This is a genomic window from Bifidobacterium colobi (genome assembly GCF_018555455.1).
Taxonomy (GTDB): Bacteria; Actinomycetota; Actinomycetes; order Actinomycetales; family Bifidobacteriaceae; genus Bifidobacterium; species Bifidobacterium colobi.
On sequence record NZ_JAFEJU010000001.1, the window covers coordinates 324,769 to 345,416 of the forward strand.

Genomic DNA, 20,648 nt, shown 5'->3' on the forward strand with positions numbered 1-20,648 from the left:
CTAATAGAAATTGCCAAATACTTTATATTTCAATGGTTTACAGCATACAGGATAGAAACCTCGAACTATCCGTCAACTAGGCATACACTCGCGGCACACCGATATTTTGCACCATCAATATCCTGAGTAATAATACGTATTAGTTCCGATGCGCCGAAGCATCGAAAGTCAGTCTTCAACCAATAGGAACACCAATGACAACCAACACCACACACACCGTAATCAACCAGCTTCCAGACGAACACTGGTGGGGAGGCAGAGTCGCCGACGGACGATTCATGCCGTACGGAACAAGCGAGTTCCACTGCAATCTCGCAACATGGCAACATCAGCCCGGACAGCTGCCGGAAGCGTCCAATCAAAGCGCACCCCTGCTCGTCTCCACAAAGGGACGATACGTCTGGGATGAGCACCCATTCGAATTCAGCTTCGACGACAACACCCTCGTCATCCAAGCCGACCACGCCATTGACGTGCATCAAAGTGCAGGAAGTACTTTACGAGATGCCTATCTCGAGGCTTGCCAGGAGCATTTCCCTCCGTCCGGCGATACTCCAGCGCTCGAAATGTTCTCCAAGCCCCAATACAACACATGGATAGAAATGCCATATCATCCCACGCAGCAGGGCGTATTGGCGTACGCCGATTCCATGATTGAAGCCGGCATGCCTGCCGGCGTGCTGATGATCGACGACAAATGGAGCCCGGATTACGGCAACTGGACGTTTGACCCAGCGGCATTCCCGGACCCCAAGGCGATGCTCGACCAGCTGCACGCCCAAGGATTCAATATCATCGTCTGGCTGGTGCCATTCGTCAGCCCCGATTCCGCTGTGTTCAGAGAGCTCGAAGCGAACGGACTCATGCTTCAGGACAAACACGGCCGAACCGCAATCCGCCGTTGGTGGAACGGGCTCAGCGCCGTACTGGATCTGAGCAATCCTGCTGCCTGCGCCTGGATTCGCACCAAACTCGATGCGCTGCGAGCGCTGGGAGTGGACGGCTTTAAATTCGACGGCGGTGATCTGTACGATTTTCACCTCGACGACCGCCCATACCGACCGATGACATCCAATGACATGTGCGAGCAATGGGCCAAAATCGGCACCGGCTACCCATTCAACGAATTCCGAGCCTGTTGGAAGATGGGTGGGCAGCCGCTTGCGCAACGTCTGCAAGATAAGCCCGCCGCGTGGGATGAGACCGGCATTCAATCCCTGATTCCCGAAATGCTGGCGCAAGGCATGATCGGGCATGCGTTCGTCTGCCCCGATATGATCGGCGGCGGCGAAGTGAACAGCACCAAGCATTCCGGAGTGGATCAGGAGTTCTTTGTCCGTTACGCGCAAATCGCAGCCCTCGCACCAATGATGCAATTCTCCGTGGCACCCTCGCGAGTTTTGAATGACGAACATCTCAAGGCCGTCCGCCAAGCGCTGGATATTCGCGAACAATATCTGCCGACGATTCTCCAGCTGGCCAACCATGCAGCACAAACCGGAGAACCCATCATTCGGCCAATGGCCTATCACTTCCCCGGTATGGATGAGGTCACCGACCAGTTCATGCTCGGCAGCGATACCATCGTGGCACCATGCCTTGAGCGCGGCGCACAAGCCCGAGACGTGGCCATCCCCGCCGGGCGCTGGCATTCCGATGCCGGGCAAATCATCGAGGGGCCGACAGTGATTCATACAGCATGCCCAATCGACAGGCTGCCGCGTTTCACACGCGAAGCATAGTATTGGAATACTGACATCACGCTCACGACTACAGCAAGAGGAACCATGACCGGCAAACATACAGGAACCCGACCACCAACCAGCAAAGACGTGGCGGCATTGGCTGGAGTCTCCCAGAGCACGGTCTCATTCGTCATCAATGGCAAAAGCGTCGTTTCCGAGGCAACGAGGAAACGCGTCGAAGAGGCCATGCGCAAGCTGAATTACCAGCCCAACGCCGGTGCACGCACGCTGAAAACCAATAAGACCAACATCATCGCGCTGTTCGTGGAGATGAATGAAACATTCGATGCCAATGAGACCACGCCGTACATTGACGCAGTCGTGAAACTGGCCAGAAAACATGACTACGACGTCATCATCAACACCACGCACGAGGGATCGATGGCATTGCGACGCCTTGCCGGTAAGTCAATCTGCGATGCCTTCATCCTCATGGACATCCAGCGCAACGATGAACGTATCCCCACCGCCGCAGAGCTCAATACGCCGGTGGTACTGGTCGGCCGCCCTGACAACGCTTTAGGGCTCGACGTAGTTGACTTTGACGCCCGGGAGGCCGCCTATCTTGCCGTTGACGAACTCGCCGACACCGGGCATCGCCATATCGCCATGGTTGGCAACACCTTGGGTTCGAACGGCGATGAATTCCGGTTCTCGAATGAATTCTTCTCCGGAGCTCATGAACGTGCCGACCAGCGCGGCTTGGATTTCATCATTGTTCCCCGCCTTGTTGAAGGTTGGGAAGGTATTCGGCGCAGCACCGATCAGCTGTTGCAACACGTCGACGATCGACTGGGAATCATCGTGCGTCAGCCCCAACCAACCGAATGGCTGCTGCGAGCCTTAAGCGAACGCGGACTTGTACCGGGACGAGACCTATCTGTGGTCTCCCACTGCTCAGATCTGTCTGCCACCTCATTCCAATGGCCTGTAACCAATGTGTCGACTCGCCCTGAAGAGGTTTCCAATCAGGCCATGACGGTCCTCTTCGACCGTCTTCACGGCTCGACCGCCGCACCGCACTGCGATCTGATCGAGCCCACCGGTATCACGCGCCGAGCCACCACCATCGATTGGAATACCAGATAATACGGAAGTCAGTGCGCTGCAATGGTTCGTGCAGCGCACTGACGAATGTACAAGAACGGGCATCTCCCCACATTGGGAAGATGCCCGTTCTTCTTTCACTCCGTCACATGCCGGATATCACAGGTGCTCGCGCAGACCCTTCAGTCGAGCGATGGAAACCGGCTTGCCGACGATTTCCATGGACTCGAACAGCGGCGGGGAAACGCGGCGGCCGGACATGGCCACGCGTACCGGACCGAACGCCAGACGCGGCTTGTAGCCACCGTCTTCCACCAGAGCCTTGTTCAGAGTCTCGTGCAGGTTGTCGGTCTTCCAGTCAGCCTCATCCACACCTTCCAGAGCGGCGATGGCGGCGTCGAGCACTTCGCCGGCGGAATCCTTGAGCTGCTTGCGAGCGTCGGCGGCCGGCTCCAGGTACTCCTCGGTGGAGAGCAGGGAGCCCACCATGCCGGCGACCTCGCCGAGCAGACGCACGCGCGGCTGGACCAGCGGGGCGGCAGCGGTCAGGATTTCCTGCTCACGAGCGGTCAGCGCATCCCAATTGTCTGCGGAGACCACGCCGTCACGCTTGAGGTACGGCACGGAGCGGCGCAGGAAGTCAGCCGGGTCGAGCATGCGGATGTGCTCAGCGTTGATGGAGATGGCCTTGTCCAGGTCGAAGCGGGCCGGGTTGGCCTTCACATCGCGCACGTCGAACTTGGCGATCATCTCGTCCATGGAGAACACGTCGCGGTCGGGGGCGATGGACCAGCCGAGCAGCGCCAGGTAGTTGAGCAGGCCTTCACGAATGAAGCCGGCGTCGCGGTGGTTGAACAGGTTGGATTCCGGATCGCGCTTGGAGAGCTTCTTGTTGCCCTGACCCATCACGTACGGCATGTGGCCGAACAGCGGGGTGGTCTTGGCGACGCCCAGCTCTTCGAGGTAGCGGTAGAGCACGATCTGGCGCGGGGTGGAGCTCAGCAGATCCTCGCCGCGCAGCACCACGTTGATGTCCATCATGGCGTCGTCCACCGGGTTGGTGAGCGTGTACAGCGGGTCGCCGTTCGGGCGCACGATCACGTAGTCCGGTACGGAACCGGCCTTGAATTCGATGGTGCCGCGAATCAGATCGTCGAAGGCGATGTCTTCATCAGGCATGCGGATACGCAGGGCAGGCTTGCGGCCCTCGGCACGGAAAGCGGCCTTCTGCTCTTCGGTGAGGTTGCGGTCGTAGCCGTCGTAGCCGAACTCGGCCGGACGGCCGGCGGCCAGGTTGCGCTCCTTGATTTCCTCAGGAGTGGAGAAGGATTCGTAAGCGTAGCCGGCTTCGAGCAGCTTGGCGGCGACATCCTTGTAGATGTCGGTACGCTCGGACTGGCGGTACGGGCCGTGGGGGCCACCCACGTCGATGCCCTCGTCCCAGTCGATGCCCAGCCAGCGCAGGGCCTCAAGAATCTGGTTGTAGCTTTCCTCGGAGTCGCGAGCGGCGTCGGTGTCTTCGATGCGGAAGATCAGCTTGCCGCCGGTGGCGCGGGCCTCAGCCCAGTTGAACAGGGCGGTGCGCACCATGCCGACGTGCGGGGTGCCGGTCGGAGACGGGCAGAAGCGAACACGAACGTTCGCGGGGAGTTCAGGTTTGGTGTTTTCAGCATCAGTCATAATCCCCTATTGTGCCGCGCGCGCCGGACGCGTGGCCCCGATCACAGCACTCCCACCCCGGCGTACTTTTCGCGCGAAAAGTACGAGAAGCCGGCCTTACAAGCCCAATTTGCGCACTATTCGCGCGAAAAGTACGTTTGAGGGCTCAATAGCGGGTAGTTTGCGTACTTTTCGCGCGAAAAGTACATGAAAGTACATTGGGAGGGGGCGAGCAGGCTAGCAGGCAAGACCGCTGAACAGGTCTGCCCAATCCTGCGAATCATCCTCGCGAATCTCATGAAAATCCGCAGTTGTGTTGGTCATGGCCACGTTCAGGTAATCGTTGTTCATCGTTATTCCCCTTATTTCATGCACCGGAAGCTTCCATTGCTTCCCAGCTTCGCCACCGAAGCTGTGCGCAAACTTAAGTTAACGATAACAAAGCCTCAAATGTCCGCGCAGCTTCATTTGATATCGGTTTCATAACAATCCGTACACGACGCAATCCCCGGAATCCGGCACATCCACCCACCCCTCACGACGCAATCCCCGGAAAGAAGCGCAAAACCAACGTTTCACGCCATGTTTCACGACGCAATCCCCGGAATCCGGCACTTCTACCAGCCTTTTGCGACGCATTCCCCGGAAAGTAGCGCAAAACCCACGTTTCACGCCATGTTTCACGACGCAATCCCCGGAATCTGGCATGAAAGTGGCCGCTGAGCGACGGATTCCCCGGAATCCGGCAAAGACGCCCGCAAAGACGCCCGCAAAGAATCCAGCAAAGAATCTGGCAAACGCAGCGTTTGCAGTACACACGACCCCGCACGACCCTGCGCGCCCCCACGCGCCCCTACGCGACCCCCCACACTCAAAATTCAGACAATATTCGCCCAATCTACTTGGTTTTTCATAAAACAATGGAAAAATGGACAAGGACATACTGTCCTTGATGAAAGGGGAATCAATGACCGATCCCAACAATGCGCCGCTGCCTCAGGTACCTACGCCTGGCAATACCAACGGCTCAATCCCTCAGCCGCAACAGAATCCATACGGTGCCAGCGCTCCCACGCCGCAGCCTCAGTACGGACAGCCTTCCTATGGCCAGCCTTCCTATGGCCAGCCCTCCTATGAGCAGCCGCAGTACGAACAGTACGGTAATCCCGCCAGCCAGCAAGCCCCGGCATATGGTCAGCCAGCTCAGCCTTCATATGAGCAGCCGCAATACGGTCAGCCGAATGCATCGGCACCCTATGGTGGCGACCAGTACGGCGCCCCATACGCAACGCCGCAGTCCGCTCCGGTTTACTCCACGTCCACGCCGGCACCTGGTGTGACCGCAGAGGTTCCGCTGGACCAGCCGTATTACGGCTGCCCATTCCCGCAGGCGTTCCTGCGCTTCTGGAAGAAGTACGTGGTGTTCTCCGGACGCGCCTCCCGCAGCGAATATTGGTGGTGGATTTTGGCACAGTTGGGCATCACGTTCGTGCTGGATCTCCTTGCCAATATCACCGATGACAAATTGGCGTTCCTTGGCGCTATTTGGAGCCTTGCCATTTTCATCCCCGGCCTCGCACTCGCTGCCCGCCGTCTGCACGACATTAACAAGCCCGCTTGGTGGCTGGGCGTCTACTATGGCGCATTCGTCGTTGGCATTATCCTCATCGTCGCCGGCGGCGCAGGCGCTATCTTCGGCGGCATCGGCAGCCTGGCTTACGGTGACTCGTCCAGCCGTGGCTTCGGCGCAATGACTGGCGGCAGCATCGGCCTGCTGATCATTGGCTTCCTGCTGATCCTTGCCGCTGCGATTACCTTCATTGTGTTCATGGCCATGCCAAGCAAGCCCGAAGGCGCACGCTTCGATAAGAATGCCATTGCCGGCGGCTATACACCAGCTCCGGGCGATCCAGCTGCCGCAGCACCGTACGGCAACCCGTACGATCAGCAGTACGCCGCGCCCGCCGCGCCGGCTGCTCCCAGTGTTCCGGTTCCACCGGCCCCCGGCTTCAATGGCACTGTGCCGACTCCGGATTACGGCGCTCCCGCTCCGCAGCCGCAGGCACCGCAGCCGCAGACCCCGTCGTACGGTCAGGCTCCGGCTCCGGCAATCCCCGAGCCCACGAATCCTACGTATGGTTCCAACAGCTACGGCTCCAGCGATGGGCAAAAGCCCTGGCAAGGCCAGTGAGATAGCTGATTAAAGGCCGATAAAGAAATCCCGCTCGATTTGCTCGGGCGGGATTTCTTATTGCTTATGCACTTTGCCGATGACTCTGCTTATGCACTGGAGGGCAACCATCATGAGGTACTCGGCGAATGCCATGCTGCAATCCACCGGTGACCACAACGATCAGGCTCGGTAATGTAGTCACCGCTAGAGCACGGCTATGCTCTGGCTCAGCGCGTGCGATTCGCCGGGAGCCAACGTGACCGCATACTCACGGCAGTTGGCAGCCTCGGCGCATACGAACTCCCGCCATTCGCCAGCTACCTTATCGTTGACCAAAGTACCGTACGGCTTACCGGGGTTCCACACCACGGTCTGCGCCGAGCCTGACTTGGCAATACGCACTGTGCGATTGAGTCCAGCGTCGTGCAGCTCAAGCACACCATCGGATTCATAGACACGATCCACGGGACCGGTGAAGGACACCTCTGGGTCGGACTGCACGCACGGCTTGAATCCATCAGTGGCATCGGCATAGTGGGCGCCGCCCAATCCAGCAAGACGCACCTGCGCAACATCGCTCACGTGGAAGTAAGTGTGCAGCGCAGCCTCGTACGAGAACGCGGTCGCGCCCGTGTTGGCCACGGTCAGCGTCACGGTCAACGTATCGGTGGCACGCACCTCATAATCGGCATGGAACTGCGGGGTCGGCGCATCCGCACCTTCCTCGGCCGATTCGAGCCATGGCACATCGCCGGGCTCAAGATCGGCGGAATCCAACGTGTAATGCGCATAATCATGGCTGAACGATTCAGCATCCAGCTGCCATGTGCGAATACGACCAAACCCATGATTCGGCTTCTTACCCAGTCCATGACCATTGGCAAAACCGGGGCCGAACCATGGGAACACAATCGGCACACCGCCCACGATCGCCTTGTTGCTGGCCAGAATCACCGAAGACGGGCTCCACACCACATCTTCAGCTTCACCAGCCGGACGCCAACGCAGTACATGTGCGCCATAATCGCTCACGGCAGCGCTGCCGAGGCGATTGTTCAGGTTACGAAGAGCGAAACCATTGCTCATATTGCCTCCTATACAACCATCTCAATAGGCAAGTCTCAATATCATAAGCCCGGCTCCCCCGAGGAAGGAAACAGGGAGCCGGGCTTATGGAGTTCTGGTTCAGGCTTCGCTAAAGCCGAGATCGGCGAGGAACACGCGCGTTTGTTCCTTGGTCTTGAACACGGCGGTATTGCCAAGGATTCGCTCGCATACGCTGCCAAGCTCGTCCTGTACGGCGGCATGAATCACCTCGCGATCACGGTTGCCGTTCAGCGCCGCGGTCAGTTCATCCCATTCCAGCGAGAATTCGCTCACTGATTCCGGGAGCGGCTCGCCGGCTGCGAGCGCGTCTTCAATCTGACCAAGCTGATCGACCAAGCGACCCGGCAGAATGAACAGTCCCTGTGCCTCAATCAGACCGACCGGCTCCTGCTTAATCGGCCAGAATTCGGGGTGCGCATGGAAGATGCCTTCCGGATACTCCTCACTGACCGCATTGTTGCGGAAGATAAGGCTCATCTCATAGCCACGCTTGGTGATGATGGCGCTTGGGGAGACTGCGGATTGACGGTTACCGTCGGCGTCATGGCTGGCGATGTTCGCGGCGGGATCATCGTACTGCTGCCAAGCCAAGCGAATCTTGTCGCTGACTTCGATGATCGAATCGCGCCTCTTGGAGACCACGCGCACTGCGGTGCCGGGCCAGTCCAAGATTTCCACCGTGGTATCCGGGTAGCCGGGTACTGCGAATGTGGCCCAAGTTGCCGCCTTGTGCATCGGCAGCAGTTCGCCACCGCCCTGGTAGTGGTCGTGGGCGAGCACCGAGCCGCCGATGCGCGGCAGTGCGGCGTTGCAGCCGAGGAAGTAGCCGGGGAAGCGGTCCACGAAGTCAAGCAGATGACCGAACGTGTCACGGTCGACGTGCATCGGCGTGTGCTCCATGTTCACGCAGATGCCGTGCTGATGGAAGTAACCGTATGGGGAGAACTGCCAGAACCACGGCTCGCCACCGAGCGTGACCGGAATCGTACGCAGCGTGCGCTTGTTGCGCCCGGCGAAGCCTTCGTTTTCATGGCAGATCGTGCACTTCGGGTAGCCGCCTGCCACGGCATTGCCGGCTGCGGCTTTCTTCATGTTCTTGAATTCCGGCTTGGCAAGGTTGATGGTGACTACCAGACCATGCGAGTCGAAGCGCGGGTTCTTGTCGAGCACGGCTTTCTTCACGTAATTGTTGGCCACGCAGTAACGGTAGAACCAGTGCATGGCTTCCATGCCGCCGTCTGTTTCTTCCTCTTCCTCGAAGCTGTCTTCGATGGAGGAAGGCGTGCCGGAGAGCAGGCCCATGATGATGTCCGCGTAGACCGGACCTTCGTCCAGCGCAAACAGACCTGCTGCGGTGGCAGCGGCGCGGAAGTCGGCAATCAGGGCATCTGGGTAGGCGAAGGTGGAGTCAGCTCCAGAGGCTTCGTCAACATCACTGTCTCTCCCCCAGTCAGCTTCGCTGCCAGCCCCTTCGTCAGAGGGGGCCGAACTGTAGGAGTCAAGGCCGAACAGGGCGAAGATGTTGTTGCGAGTCCAGTCGGCGTCGCGCTCATCCAAGCCGAGGTTGCGCTCGGCAAATGCCACCAGTGCGTCGATGGAAGCGTAGACCTTGTCCAGCGGCGTGGTCACAGCCGCGGAGTCGGCGGCAGTAGTAACGGCAGTCATCAGCGAGCCTCGCCTTCCAGCACATCGGCCACGATGGCCTTGATTTCCCCGGCCTTGGCTTCCATCTCCTCAACCAGCTTGATCTGTGTACGAGCGCGGACCAGATTGTGTTCCGGATACTTGGTGGCGAAGTAGGTGTCGCCGGCCAGGTAATCAGCGAGGAAGCGCATGCCGCATTCCATGGTGAGCAGGTTGCCGGCGAATGCGAACAGCTCGCCTTCGCGCGGGGTGACGCTTTCGCGCACGGCACCTACGAAACCTTCCGTGTAAGCGCGGAAGTACTCGGTGCTGAAGTGCACCTTGCTGAGGTCTTGTTCATCTTCAAGCGCGGTGGATGCGCCGAAGCGGATCGAGTCACCGAAATCGAAGAGCATGGAACCCGGCATGATGGTGTCGAGGTCGATGATGGCACGGGCCTTGCCGGTTTCCGCATCCATCAGAATGTTGTTGAGCTTGGTGTCGTTGTGGGTCACGCGCAGCGGAATGGAACCGTCGGCGAGACCATCCATGACCACCGAGTACTGGTTTTCATGCTTGAGGAAGAAGTCGATTTCACGCTGGCAGGTGGCAGCGCGGCCGAGCTTATCCTCGGCGAGCGCGGCCTTGAAGTCGGCAAAGCGATGCGGGGTGTCGTGGAAGTGGGCGATCGGCTCGGTGAGCTGGGAGGCATCGAATTCGGCGAGCGTCTGCTGGAATTCGCCGAAGGCGCGGCCGGACTCGCGGAACACGTCCGCATTCGGCACGAGGCTGTAGGACTTGGTGTTCTCGATGAAGGCGTATACCCTCCACGCACCGGACTCGCGGACTACGTAGGATTTGCCATCGCCGGTCGGAATGATGTCGAGTGTTTCCTGGCCGCGATCCTTCAGGAACTTGGTGACCAGTTCGATGTTGCGCATCAGACCAGCGGTGTCCGGGAAGACGCTGGTGTTCATCTTCTGCAGAATGTAACGGCGTTCGCTGGTGATGATGAGATAGGTGACGTTGATGTGGCCATCGCCGTACGGTTCGATGCTGCGCACATCGCCTTCCAGCTGGAACAGATCAGCCACTGCCTTCAGCTCGGTATCCTCAACTGCCATCATGGTTTCCCTTCGTACTGGTTGTTGTGCTGTCGACTTCTTCGCCGGCAAACAATCTACAGATATCACGTGCTTCTATTGAAACATAGTTAACAATTGCGATATTATGCATCGCACATGCAGAAAATACTGCAATATCAAGGTTTTCTTATCATGCGATGCGAGTTGTAGAAGATTACAGCAGTACAATTTTCATGAGTACCAGAACAATTTTTTGATATGCGCCGGCAGCCACCTCAGTTGACTTCGCCGGCAGCCACCTCCTCATGAGGGGGAGCCGGAAGCCGGAAGAAAGGACTCGCATGACCCCGGTTGAGCATCATGTGGATACGGCGGTTTCGCATTATTTCGTCTACGTGCCCAGCCGCAATGCCCTGCGCATGTTCCTTTATCCCACGCGCATCGGCCTATACCGCTATCTCAAGGGCTACTGGCTCAATCGCAGTTCCTTCGACAGTTTCATTCTGATGGCGGTCTACAGCGGCACGTTCACCTTCACGGTGAACGGCAAGCGTTCGGTGGCTCGAACCGGCGATCTGGTGCTGCTCGACTGCCATGCTCCGAACGTCTACCAAGCACAGGCCGAAACGGACTGCACATTGCTGTGGATGCATTTCGACGGCCGCTTGGCGCGCGAGTATTTCGCAGCCATTCATGCCGAACTTGGTAACGTCATCACCTTGAAGCGCGCCACCTATGCCATCAGCCGTTTCCGCATGATCTACGACACGTTCGCCGAAGAGCGCAAGATGAGCGAGGCGCGGTTGAACCTGGCCATCACGGAAATCCTCACCGAGTGTTTGACCGCCAGCGAGGATGCGGAGAGAGCCGGCACCCCATACAATCAGCATGCCATCGAGGAGACGCTCTCCTACATTTCCACGCATTTGAGCGAGCCATTGCCGTTACGCCAGCTCGCGGATATGGCATTGATGAGCGAATACTACTACATCCGCGTTTTCAAACAGGTCACTGGCTATACGCCACACACCTATATCATCAATGCGCGTATGCATGCGGCGCAATACCTGCTCGCAACCGGCGAGGCCACACTCAAAGAAATCTGCGCCGAATGCGGATTCGCCTCCACCAGCGCCTTCTGCGCCGCCTTCAAAAAACGCTTCGGCGTAACCCCTCTGGAGTTCCGCGCCGCCTCCCGCACGTGATTGTTTTTCAAACTGGCAAGGTTACTTTACCAATTTTCCCCTAACTGGCAAAGTAAAGTTACCAGTTCGGCGAATACAGCGGCAGCAGAAACCACATAACAAGGCCGCATCAGCTTGACTGAGGTCTCCCCCAGGCAACGGCACGTTACAGTTCCACGGTTTCCTTGTTGTCGTTCTTCACGTGCGCGAACTTGGCGGCAAGGGCTTCCTTGTTACGCTTTTCGTCCTCTTCCTTGGCCTTCTTCTTGGCCTCGGCGGGATCCCACAGCACGTCTTCGTGATGCTTGTTCCACTCGGCTTCGGCCAGCGGAGCAATCAACTTTGCTGTTACCTCCAGCGTGCCGCCGGCACCAGCAGCAGCCTCAGCGCGAGCCTTGACCAGCGCGATAATCTTGTCATCGGTCAGGCAGATGCGCGGAATCGAGCACTGCTCGCGCAGCTCATTGACATACAGCAGAATCGGCAGCGACTGTGCGGCGATGCTGCGCGCGGCAGCATCATCCAAGTCGCCAGCACCGGCCTGCCCGGCACCAGCCACGATGCTCAGCAACGCATCGCATACGATCAGCGCAGCAGCAAAACGTTTCGCCACAGCGCCGGCATCCGCGGTACCTTCCAAGCGAAGTTCGCTTTCTCCCTCAGCTGCGGCATCAGCTTGCAGATGCGATTCCGCAGTGGTGATAGCCGCGCGAATCTGCGCACGCGTCTGCTCGGACCAATCGATGCCCAATGCCTCGGCAGCAGTGAACACCAATGCCGCGTTGCCGGTCTCGGAATAGTCGAGCATCGTATCGTACGCATCATTGGCGGCGAGCAACGTATCGACGATGTACTGAGGGCGGCCGGGGATCGCATCGGCACCCTCGTAGACAAACTCGGCATCCGGCACCGTCACATCCTCACCGGTCAGAATGCGAGCGAACGCGCGGGTGATACGCACCTGCAGATTCTCCGCATACTTGGCATCATTATCCATGTGCATGGCTTGGGTGAGCGGCCACAGAGCAATCAGCGATGCCCCGGCTTCGGCAGCCTTGGCGACTTCCGGCAATGCAGCCACGCGCGCGATGGTTTCTCGATTCAAATCAACAGTCATTGCTAATGCTCCTTTGCTTGGCAATACTCGCCCATCAGCGGGCCGGTCATGTTCTGTGATTGATTGTAGTGCGCAGCTACTTCACATTTGCGGCTGGATCCACGTACGTGATGGACATCACACGACCGGTTTCGTTGTCGTAGGTCACCGAGGTCACGGAAGCGAGCGCGGTTTTGCGCAGGAACATCCAGTGCTCAGGGTGCCCGGTCTCCAAATAGTGGCGGTACGACCAAATCGGCGACTCATGACTGACCACTACGATCTGCTGCCCGGGATGCTGTGCCACTTTCTCGCGCGCGAAAGCATCCATGCGAGCGGCGATGTGCTGGTAGGATTCACCCCAGCTGGGCTTGTACAGGTTCAATACCAGCTTCCAATTGCCGTTCTTCCACAGCGCACCTTCGCCATGGCCGATGCGCTTGCCGCGGAATTCATTGCCGGCTTCAATCACCCGATCGTCGGTGGTGAGCTCCAGCGGTGATTCACCGCGCTCAGCGCGCACGGTGTTCAGCGCCTCGAGAATCGCGCCGGCGGTCTCGCGCGTGCGGTCGAGCGGTGAGGAATACACGGCGGCGATGGTATTGGTCTGCGGATTGCTGGCCAAATACTGTGCCGTGGCCTGAGCCATGCGGCGGCCCACATCGGACAAGTGGAAGTCAGGCAGACGCTCGTAAAGCAGATGATCGGGATTGTAGACCTTGCCGTGGCGGACGAAGTGGATGGTGGTGGCGGTCATCAGACTCTCCTTTGCGAACAAAACAGCTACGGTTACTATACGCGGCCACATAGGCGAAAAACCTGCCGGTGAATGCCGAACTTCAGGAAACTGCCCCTCAGTCGGCTTCGTCGCCAGCCCCCCCTGACACGGGAGCCAAAAAGCAAGACGAACATGCGAACCGAGCAAACAACAATCGGTAATTACCGCGTGTCAATCGAGCCCACCGCATAGAGTAGCCGTGACGCAAATATGCGGGCTGGGGTTCGGTCCACGAACGACGCGGCATAAGGCCGCAGCCGTATCGTGCAAGCCAAGTTCAATCCACGCAAACTTTGCGCGACCATGGACAAACACATCATTCGATGAGGGCTTCGCCATCCAACGCCACGGACAGCGAGGGACATCCAATCGGGAGCGGAAAGGAGCGTAGTGCTGTTATGTCCAATACGAACACCGTTACGGCCGCCATCAAGGAAGTAACCCATAAGGTTTTTGGCGGATATGCCGAACTGCTGCGCATTCCGCATACCGCACGCTATTCGATCGGCGGCGTGATCGCCTGCATGCCGTTCCCGATGGTGGGCATGACCATCACCATTTCCGTACAGCATTACTACGGCAATTATTCACTGGCCGGCATGCTCACCGCCATTCAGGCGATTGCCCTAGCCGTGGCCACGCCGCTGCTCGGCAAGCTGACCGATAAGTTCGGCCAGCGTCAGGTGTCGATTCCTACCATCATCGTGTGGATCGTCTCCGCGATTGCGCTGACCACATCCATTACCAATCGCGCACCGGAATGGGTGTTGTATTGCTTGACACCATTCCTGGCCGCCATTCCGCCGTGGGGCGCAATGAGCCGTGCGCGTTGGACCAAGATTTTGAAAGGCGACCACGAACGCACGAATCGTGCGCTCTCCCTGTGCGGTGTGCTCGATGAATGCATGTGGGTGGTCGGCAACCCGTTAGCCTCCACACTGGCCGTGATTTCCGGCTTGCTGGCGTTCTCGTTCACCGGCGTATGCGTGGTGGTCGGCGCACTGATGTTCCTGACCGAGCTCACCACCGAACCGCCGTCACAGTCTGCGCTGGCTCGCGCCGAGGGCATCACCCGCAAGGAATACCGCGAGCGCGAGGCCGCCCGAGCCGAAGCACTGAAGGCGGAAACCGCAGCCGAGGAGACCCGCCGCCGTCTGAAAAGCGAAGGCGTTACCGACGAGGCTCAGATCAACGCTGCAATCGATGCGGCCGTGGCCGAGGCTCGCAGCGGCAAGAAGGCTTCCATTTGGGGGCCGGGTTTGATCGCCGTGTGCGTGACTTGGTTCGGCTTGGGCGCGTTCCAGTCGGCCGCTGGCATTTCCATCATCGCGTTCGCCACGGAATCGAATATGAAGCAATACACGGGCTTTGTGTTCGCATGCTTCTCCATCAGCTCGCTGATGGGCGCGCTGGTCTATGGCGCCAAGAACTGGGCAATTCCGCTGTGGAAGCGCTTCTACTTCTGCTTGGCCGTGGTGAACCTCGGTATCGGCACCTTCATGTTCGCCAAGCATCTGTGGGTGATTATGATCATCTACCTACTGATCGGCGTGTGCCAGGCTCCCACGTGGATCAACGGCAACCAGCTGATGCTGCACTTGGTGCCGCCATCGCGCTTGACTGAGGGCATGGCGTGGATGGGTGCGATGAATTCCATCGGATCCTCCGCCGGTTCAGCCATCGCCGGCCAGTTCATCGACCGTATGGGCTCGCACGGCGGCTTTATGGTGGTCACCACCTTGGCCATCGCCTCGCTGGTGATTGCGCTGATCGGCTTCAAGCAGATCAAGAGCTCCACCGAGCAGCCCACGCTCACCGAAGTCACCGTGTGACGACAAACGATAATCGGATTATCCACAGGATGATGCAGCCATACGGCATGCATAAAGAAACCCCGTCATCGCGACGGGGTTTCTTTATATCAGAAGGACCAAGGATTACAGCTCCTCAGTCAGCTCCATAACCAGCCAGTCACTCACTGGCGCTCACTGGCCACACAGCGCGCCGACTACCATCTTGGCGTAGGCCTCGTCTCCCAGACCGGCACCGTTGGTCAAGTGCGTGCCGTCATCGTAGAAGTACTCGCTGTGGCCCTCGCTTACACCATGCCAATCAATCACACCAACATTGGAGTGGTTGGCGGCAACCGAGCGCAGGTTCTGGTTCACCCAATCCTGTGCGATCACCGGATCGCGAACCGTAATGAAATACATTGGCTTACCGTTGACGGCGGCCACCGCAGCCTCAAACGCCTCCGGGCGACTGGTGCTGGCGACGTTCGCGCCCAAGGCCACAATCACAACGCTCCGGTCATCACCGGCAGCGAGATGCTGCTGGTACAACGACGGGAAATCGGTGATTGGGCGGCCAACCTTATTGTCTTGAATGGCATTCGGCAACGTGGTGGCCAGTACACCGCGAGCACCCATCGCCACCGAATCGGTGATGATTAGTGGATCGGCACTGCATACGCCGGTAGAGGCATCGTACGTCCAACCAGACGTATCGAGATTATCCGGCACCTTCTCCGCCACCGGCTTGAGCTTGCCGTCATCCTTCTGCTGATCCTGCTGATCAGCGGCATCAGCATCAGATGAATCCGACTTCGACTGGTCGCTGGTATCGGCCTTCTTATCGGTCTTGGTCTGCTGCTTGGCCGTGCTGGTCTGCGCCACCACCGGGCGCAGCTGAGCGGAGCGTGCCTGCGCAATACCATTCCAGTCAAGCGGCAGTATGCACAGCAACACAGTCGCCACAGCGCACACGGCAACAATCACGCGACGGCACACCACACGCACACGCTCGAGGGCGGCGCGCGGACCTGATGCAGCCTTGGCCTGACGACGGCTTTGCGCACGAGTCATAGCCACCGGCTGCGCAGCCTCGGCAAGCGCGCGCGGCGCATGCTCGACCAGCTGGTAGAACGCTTCCGTGGCGAACCACAGCACGAGCGCCTGCACAATCCATTCCCACCAAGCCAGATCAGTGGTCCTGGTAGCCGGATTCATCATTTCCAGCAACGGATAGTGCACCAAGTACAGCGAGAACGAACGCGAGCCCAGGTAGCGCAGCGGACGAATCGCCAGCACACGACCCACCATGCTTGCGGGGTTCATTGCCACGGCAAGCAGCGCAACAATCAGCAGCGCGGCAATCAGGTAGCCGCCACGGTAGAGAATCGTCATGTCCGAGCGGATGGCGACGAATCCTACAATCAGCAGCACAAGAATCACCCAGCCGAATACCTCGGCGCGAGGCGAGCGCTTCGGCTTGCGCGCCGATTCATCCCCATCACTGCCGCTCGGCAGCAGCACAGCCAGTAGAGCGCCAGCCAACAGTTCCGCAGCTCGCGTATCCAAGCCATAATAGGCGCGGCTTCCGGTGGCGTTCGGGTCGAACAGTACCGCCATCAGCAGAGAAGAAACCACCATGAGCACGCCGATGACCACCGCGCGAACCTTGCGCGACGTGCAGCGGCGGCACACTACGAACAGCACAATCGGCCACAGTATGTAGAACTGCATAAGCAGGCCGAGGAACCACAGATGAGTCAGCGGCGACGGCAAGCCGGCTGCAGCAAAATAGGAAACGTGGCGGAAAATGTACACCCAATTGCTCACGAAGAACAGCGACGGCAGCGCATCGGACTGTGCCTTAGGCAGCAGACTCGGCGACACCAGATAGCTGCCCAGTGCGGCAAGCGCGATAATCGCCACCACCGGCGGCACCAGTCGGCTAACACGTTTGCGCAGGTAAGTGCCGTAGGAAATGGTGCCAGTGCGGCTGACTTCCGCGGTAACACTGCGCGTAATCAGGAAACCGCTGATGACGAAGAAGATGGTGACGCCCAGGAATCCGCCCTGCAACAGTGAAGGGCGAGTGTGGTAGGCGACGACGCCGAGGATGGCGAGTGCGCGAAGGCCGTCGATGGCTCCTATATGTCGACGGCCTTTCGTGTGCTTGGGGGTATTGGATGCCGGATTGTAGCGCTCACTGAGCTTGCTGCTCTCGCTGTCGCGATGTTCGCGGGAGGAAGCCACACGGCCGGCATGTTGTTCACTGCTAGGAAATGCCATGATTGGTATGGTATCCTGCAGCGCTAACAAACTGTTTACTTAGGTTACTTCGGCCAGCCCTTCGGCGTGTGCTCCAAGGACCAGACGCCCAGCTTGTGGGAGAAGCTGCTCTGCCACTTGGCTTCCAGCTCTTCGGCGGTGAGGCGATTCTCCTTGGACTTCAGGCGGTTCATGGCGTTGGTGTGCGTATCGTCCAACAGCCACTTACGGATGAGGAAGTTCCAGACCATCACCACTGCGGTGGCCACCAGCTTGCCGATGTTGGTGCGCAGCAGGTATTCGGCGTGCTGGGTGATGAATGCGTCACGGTTCATGCCGTAGGTCGCCAGCCAGATGATGGCGTCGTTCATGAACAGGCCGATGATGGCACCCACCACGAAAATGACGATTTCCATCCAACGGGCCATATCGTCGCGATGCTTGAATACGAACTTCATGCTCGCCAGATAGTTGAAGATAAGCGAGATGATGAAGGAGATGGTGGCGGCGATCACATTGTGCATGTGGAATACGCCGACCAGAAGATTCAGGATACCCCAGTCGATGATGAAGGCGATCACGCCCACAATGCCGAACTTCATAAGCTGTGCAATCAGTTTTCTCACAAGTGGTCATTCAACACTATCGGGCTGACCGTTTGGCGGTTTTCCCACTGTTCCAGCCAATAATCTTCGCATTTACCGGTTGCGAGATGTATTGATGCTTGTGGAATGGCGAGCACGGCAAGATATAGCGGACTAGACTGAAAGCGAACCGATCCGGATTGAATCGAGGAGGGATTATGCCCGTTATTCACACTCATGTGTCCGTCTCCACCACTCCTGAGCAGCGCGAGGCATTGAAGGCCGCTTATGGCAAGGCCATCACCGCCGTGCCCGGCAAGTCCGAGGGTTGGCTGATGTGCCCGTTTGAAGACAATATGCCGATTTACTTCGGCGGTTCCGACGACAAGCCGGCCGCCTACGTTGAGGTTAATGTGTTCGGTCGTTCCGTGCCGAGCTCCTCGTGGGAGAAGCTGACCGAATCGATTATGGCCGCGCTGAACTCCACGCTGGGCATTCCGGAGGACCGTACATACATCCGATACACCGCCACCACCGACTGGGGCTGGAATGGCGGCAATTTCTAATTGCCACCATTCCCCTCGCAGCACAGCTGCTCGCATCGCCTACGGAAAGCCCACTGGGCTTTCCGTTTAACGGCTCAGGGCGGCAATTTCTAGCCTATGTTCTGCTCCCCTTGTTAGGGGAGTTGTCAGCCTGTATGGCCGACTGAGGGGTAGTCCTCATCTCAATATGAGAAAGTCCGTCAACAATAGCAATGCTGACGGGCTTTCTGCTTTACGAGGGGTACATTTCGCATCTGCGGAACATCTATCTGCTTTATAAGGGGTACCAAATACGAGAAACCCGGAGTACAACCGTTGAAATTGCAATGGTTGTACTCCGGGTTTCCTCATTGAGATACCCCTCGTAAGTGAGATAGACATTCCAGAATGCCGAAATGTACCCCTCGTAACCGAGTTATCTCAGAGTTATCTCACTGCTTCAGCACAATCACACGATCTTCGGCATCGGGGTGGTCAGGCTCGTGGTCAGGTTGACGTGAACCAGACCAGCGCCGGCGTGCACTTCGACCTTCTTCAGGGTCACGGTGCGCTCGTCTTCCGGAGCACGGTCGTTGTCGGTCATCGTAGCCGGGGACTTCACGGCCACGAAGGCGAGATCGTCGAGCGAGATGCTGGCGGACTGGCACAGCGTATTGGCCTCAGCCAGGGAATCCAGGAAGCCGTCCTTGAGCAGCACGCGCTCAGCCGGCACACCGTAAGCGTGCTCGGCAACCCACTTGGCGTTGTCGATAATCGGCATGCCCTTGTGGCTGTGCTGTGCCGGCGGCATGGAACCGTTGGTCAGCACGTCCACGAACGCGTCGATCTGGTCGGCAAGACCGTCGCCGCCATCGCGGTACAGGTTGCCGATAATCGGGTCGCGGAACTCCAGCTTGGCAGCGGTTTCGCGCAGTTCAGGAATCTGATCGTCCTCGCCTTCCCACAGGTTGATGAGCGGGAATGCCGGAATGTCGAGCTTCTCGAGACGATCAACGTGGAACGGGTAGCGCCATGCGAGTTCTGCGTCGTCGCGCCAAGTGGAGGCACGGGTCACCACGATGGCGGCGGACGGCCACTGAGCGCCGTATTCACGGCAGGCGATGTCCAGCCACTTCTGAGCACCGGCGTCGGTACCGTAACCGGCCTCGACGATCACCACATCATGCAGGGCGCACGCCATCTCCACGGCGATCAGGGTCGGGATGCCAATGGACACGTTGGCGAACGGGCCACCGTGCACGTACACCGGGGAGCCGTTCACGGTTTCGGTCAGTGCAGGCTTGACGGCGTCGGCCAGAATGCCGGTGATGCGCCACAGGTCCACGAATTCGCCGAAGGTCACGGCCTTGCCGTCCTTGGTGCCGGCGATCATCTTGGACACGCGGTCAGCGATCTCGTCCATGGAGCGGGAGAGCACCACGATCTGCATGAGCTCGCAGGTCGGGGTGAGCACCATCTTCTCCTTGACATTGCCCTTGCCGTAGTCCACGGCGATGGAGCGCAGGGAGCGGCTCGGCACTTCGGAGACGCGCGGCACGAGGATCTCGTCCAGCTTGCCTTCGTCCACGGCCTTTTCGGCGAAGGAGACGAGCAGGTTCTGGGCAGCCTCAATAGCGCCCATCTCGCCGCACAGACCCCAGTCGATGAGCTCCGGATGGGTCAGGGATGCCTTGCCGCCACCGGAGGCACCGCCCTTGGAACCGGCCGCGGTGATGCCCATGCTCGGCTGGCGCAGCACTGCGGTGGCGTCGATGCCGCGCTTGTTCAGGGCGTCGATCAGCGCGATGGTGGTAGTGGTCTTGCCTTCGCCACGAGATGCCTTGAGCGGCGTATCGGCGGTAACGAGCACCACCTTGCCGTGCTTGCGCGGAGCATCCGGGTTCTCGGCCAAGTACTTCATGTAGCCGAAGGCGTCAATCTTCTTGACCAAGCCGTACTGGCTGGTGAAGTCTTCAATAGTGGTCATT

Annotated in this window: 15 protein-coding genes; 6 read left to right on the plus strand and 9 right to left on the minus strand. The window is 58.8% G+C overall.

Annotated elements, in window-relative coordinates; genetic code table 11:
• Positions 1–194 precede the first annotated feature (194 nt).
• Positions 195–1,742, plus strand: coding sequence for a glycoside hydrolase family 31 protein (locus tag JS530_RS01420; protein ID WP_214375444.1), 1,548 nt, complete (start codon positions 195–197; stop codon positions 1,740–1,742).
• Positions 1,743–1,787: 45 nt separating this feature from the next.
• A complete protein-coding gene (locus tag JS530_RS01425) occupies positions 1,788–2,834 on the plus strand; it encodes a LacI family DNA-binding transcriptional regulator (RefSeq protein ID WP_214375445.1) in 1,047 nt (348 codons plus the stop codon).
• Between the two features lie 117 nt (positions 2,835–2,951).
• Here JS530_RS01425 and gltX read toward each other — a convergent pair whose 3' ends face one another.
• On the minus strand, positions 2,952–4,472 hold the full coding sequence (gltX, locus tag JS530_RS01430; protein ID WP_214375446.1) for a glutamate--tRNA ligase: 1,521 nt from the start codon (positions 4,470–4,472) through the stop codon (positions 2,952–2,954).
• Positions 4,473–5,418: 946 nt separating this feature from the next.
• Between gltX and JS530_RS01435 the strand changes: the two genes are divergently transcribed.
• Positions 5,419–6,642, plus strand: coding sequence for a DUF805 domain-containing protein (locus tag JS530_RS01435; RefSeq protein WP_214375447.1), 1,224 nt, complete (start codon positions 5,419–5,421; stop codon positions 6,640–6,642).
• 186 nt (positions 6,643–6,828) lie between these two features.
• On the opposite strand, the gene JS530_RS01440 is transcribed toward JS530_RS01435, so the two are convergent.
• The 3 genes from JS530_RS01440 to JS530_RS01450 form a co-directional block, all read right to left on the minus strand.
• Positions 6,829–7,710, minus strand: a complete 882-nt coding sequence (locus JS530_RS01440; RefSeq protein ID WP_214375448.1) for a D-hexose-6-phosphate mutarotase — start codon at positions 7,708–7,710, stop codon at positions 6,829–6,831.
• Between the two features lie 99 nt (positions 7,711–7,809).
• Positions 7,810–9,396, minus strand: a complete 1,587-nt coding sequence (locus tag JS530_RS01445) for a UDP-glucose--hexose-1-phosphate uridylyltransferase (RefSeq protein WP_217625410.1) — start codon at positions 9,394–9,396, stop codon at positions 7,810–7,812.
• Positions 9,396–10,478, minus strand: a complete 1,083-nt coding sequence (locus JS530_RS01450) for a phosphotransferase enzyme family protein (protein ID WP_214375618.1) — start codon at positions 10,476–10,478, stop codon at positions 9,396–9,398. Before JS530_RS01450 ends, JS530_RS01445 begins: the two co-directional genes overlap by 1 nt.
• A gap of 302 nt (positions 10,479–10,780) precedes the next feature.
• Here JS530_RS01450 and JS530_RS01455 point away from each other — a divergent pair, with 302 nt between their 5' ends.
• Positions 10,781–11,644 (plus strand): AraC family transcriptional regulator, encoded by an 864-nt coding sequence (locus tag JS530_RS01455; protein ID WP_214375449.1) that lies wholly within the window; start codon positions 10,781–10,783, stop codon positions 11,642–11,644.
• A gap of 145 nt (positions 11,645–11,789) precedes the next feature.
• Here the strand turns inward: JS530_RS01455 and JS530_RS01460 are convergent, their stop codons facing one another.
• Positions 11,790–12,740 carry a hypothetical protein gene (locus JS530_RS01460; RefSeq protein WP_214375450.1) on the minus strand — a complete coding sequence of 317 codons (951 nt, stop codon included), beginning with the start codon at positions 12,738–12,740 and terminating at the stop codon, positions 11,790–11,792.
• Between the two features lie 76 nt (positions 12,741–12,816).
• Positions 12,817–13,476: a histidine phosphatase family protein gene (locus tag JS530_RS01465; RefSeq protein ID WP_214375451.1), complete on the minus strand. Its 660-nt coding sequence runs from the start codon at positions 13,474–13,476 to the stop codon at positions 12,817–12,819.
• Positions 13,477–13,895: 419 nt separating this feature from the next.
• On the opposite strand from JS530_RS01465, the gene JS530_RS01470 reads away from it, so the two are divergent.
• On the plus strand, positions 13,896–15,329 hold the full coding sequence (locus JS530_RS01470) for an MFS transporter (RefSeq protein ID WP_214375452.1): 1,434 nt from the start codon (positions 13,896–13,898) through the stop codon (positions 15,327–15,329).
• Between the two features lie 153 nt (positions 15,330–15,482).
• On the opposite strand, the gene JS530_RS01475 is transcribed toward JS530_RS01470, so the two are convergent.
• Together JS530_RS01475 and JS530_RS01480 are read right to left on the minus strand one after the other, a co-directional pair.
• Positions 15,483–17,573, minus strand: a complete 2,091-nt coding sequence (locus JS530_RS01475; protein ID WP_214375453.1) for an acyltransferase family protein — start codon at positions 17,571–17,573, stop codon at positions 15,483–15,485.
• A gap of 44 nt (positions 17,574–17,617) precedes the next feature.
• Complete coding sequence (locus JS530_RS01480) at positions 17,618–18,154, minus strand: GtrA family protein (RefSeq protein WP_214375619.1); 537 nt, start codon at positions 18,152–18,154, stop codon at positions 17,618–17,620.
• 200 nt (positions 18,155–18,354) lie between these two features.
• Between JS530_RS01480 and JS530_RS01485 the strand changes: the two genes are divergently transcribed.
• Complete coding sequence (locus tag JS530_RS01485; protein ID WP_100493292.1) at positions 18,355–18,702, plus strand: phenylpyruvate tautomerase MIF-related protein; 348 nt, start codon at positions 18,355–18,357, stop codon at positions 18,700–18,702.
• Between the two features lie 427 nt (positions 18,703–19,129).
• On the opposite strand, the gene JS530_RS01490 is transcribed toward JS530_RS01485, so the two are convergent.
• On the minus strand, positions 19,130–20,647 hold the full coding sequence (locus JS530_RS01490; protein ID WP_214375454.1) for a formate--tetrahydrofolate ligase: 1,518 nt from the start codon (positions 20,645–20,647) through the stop codon (positions 19,130–19,132).
• Position 20,648 lies beyond the last annotated feature (1 nt).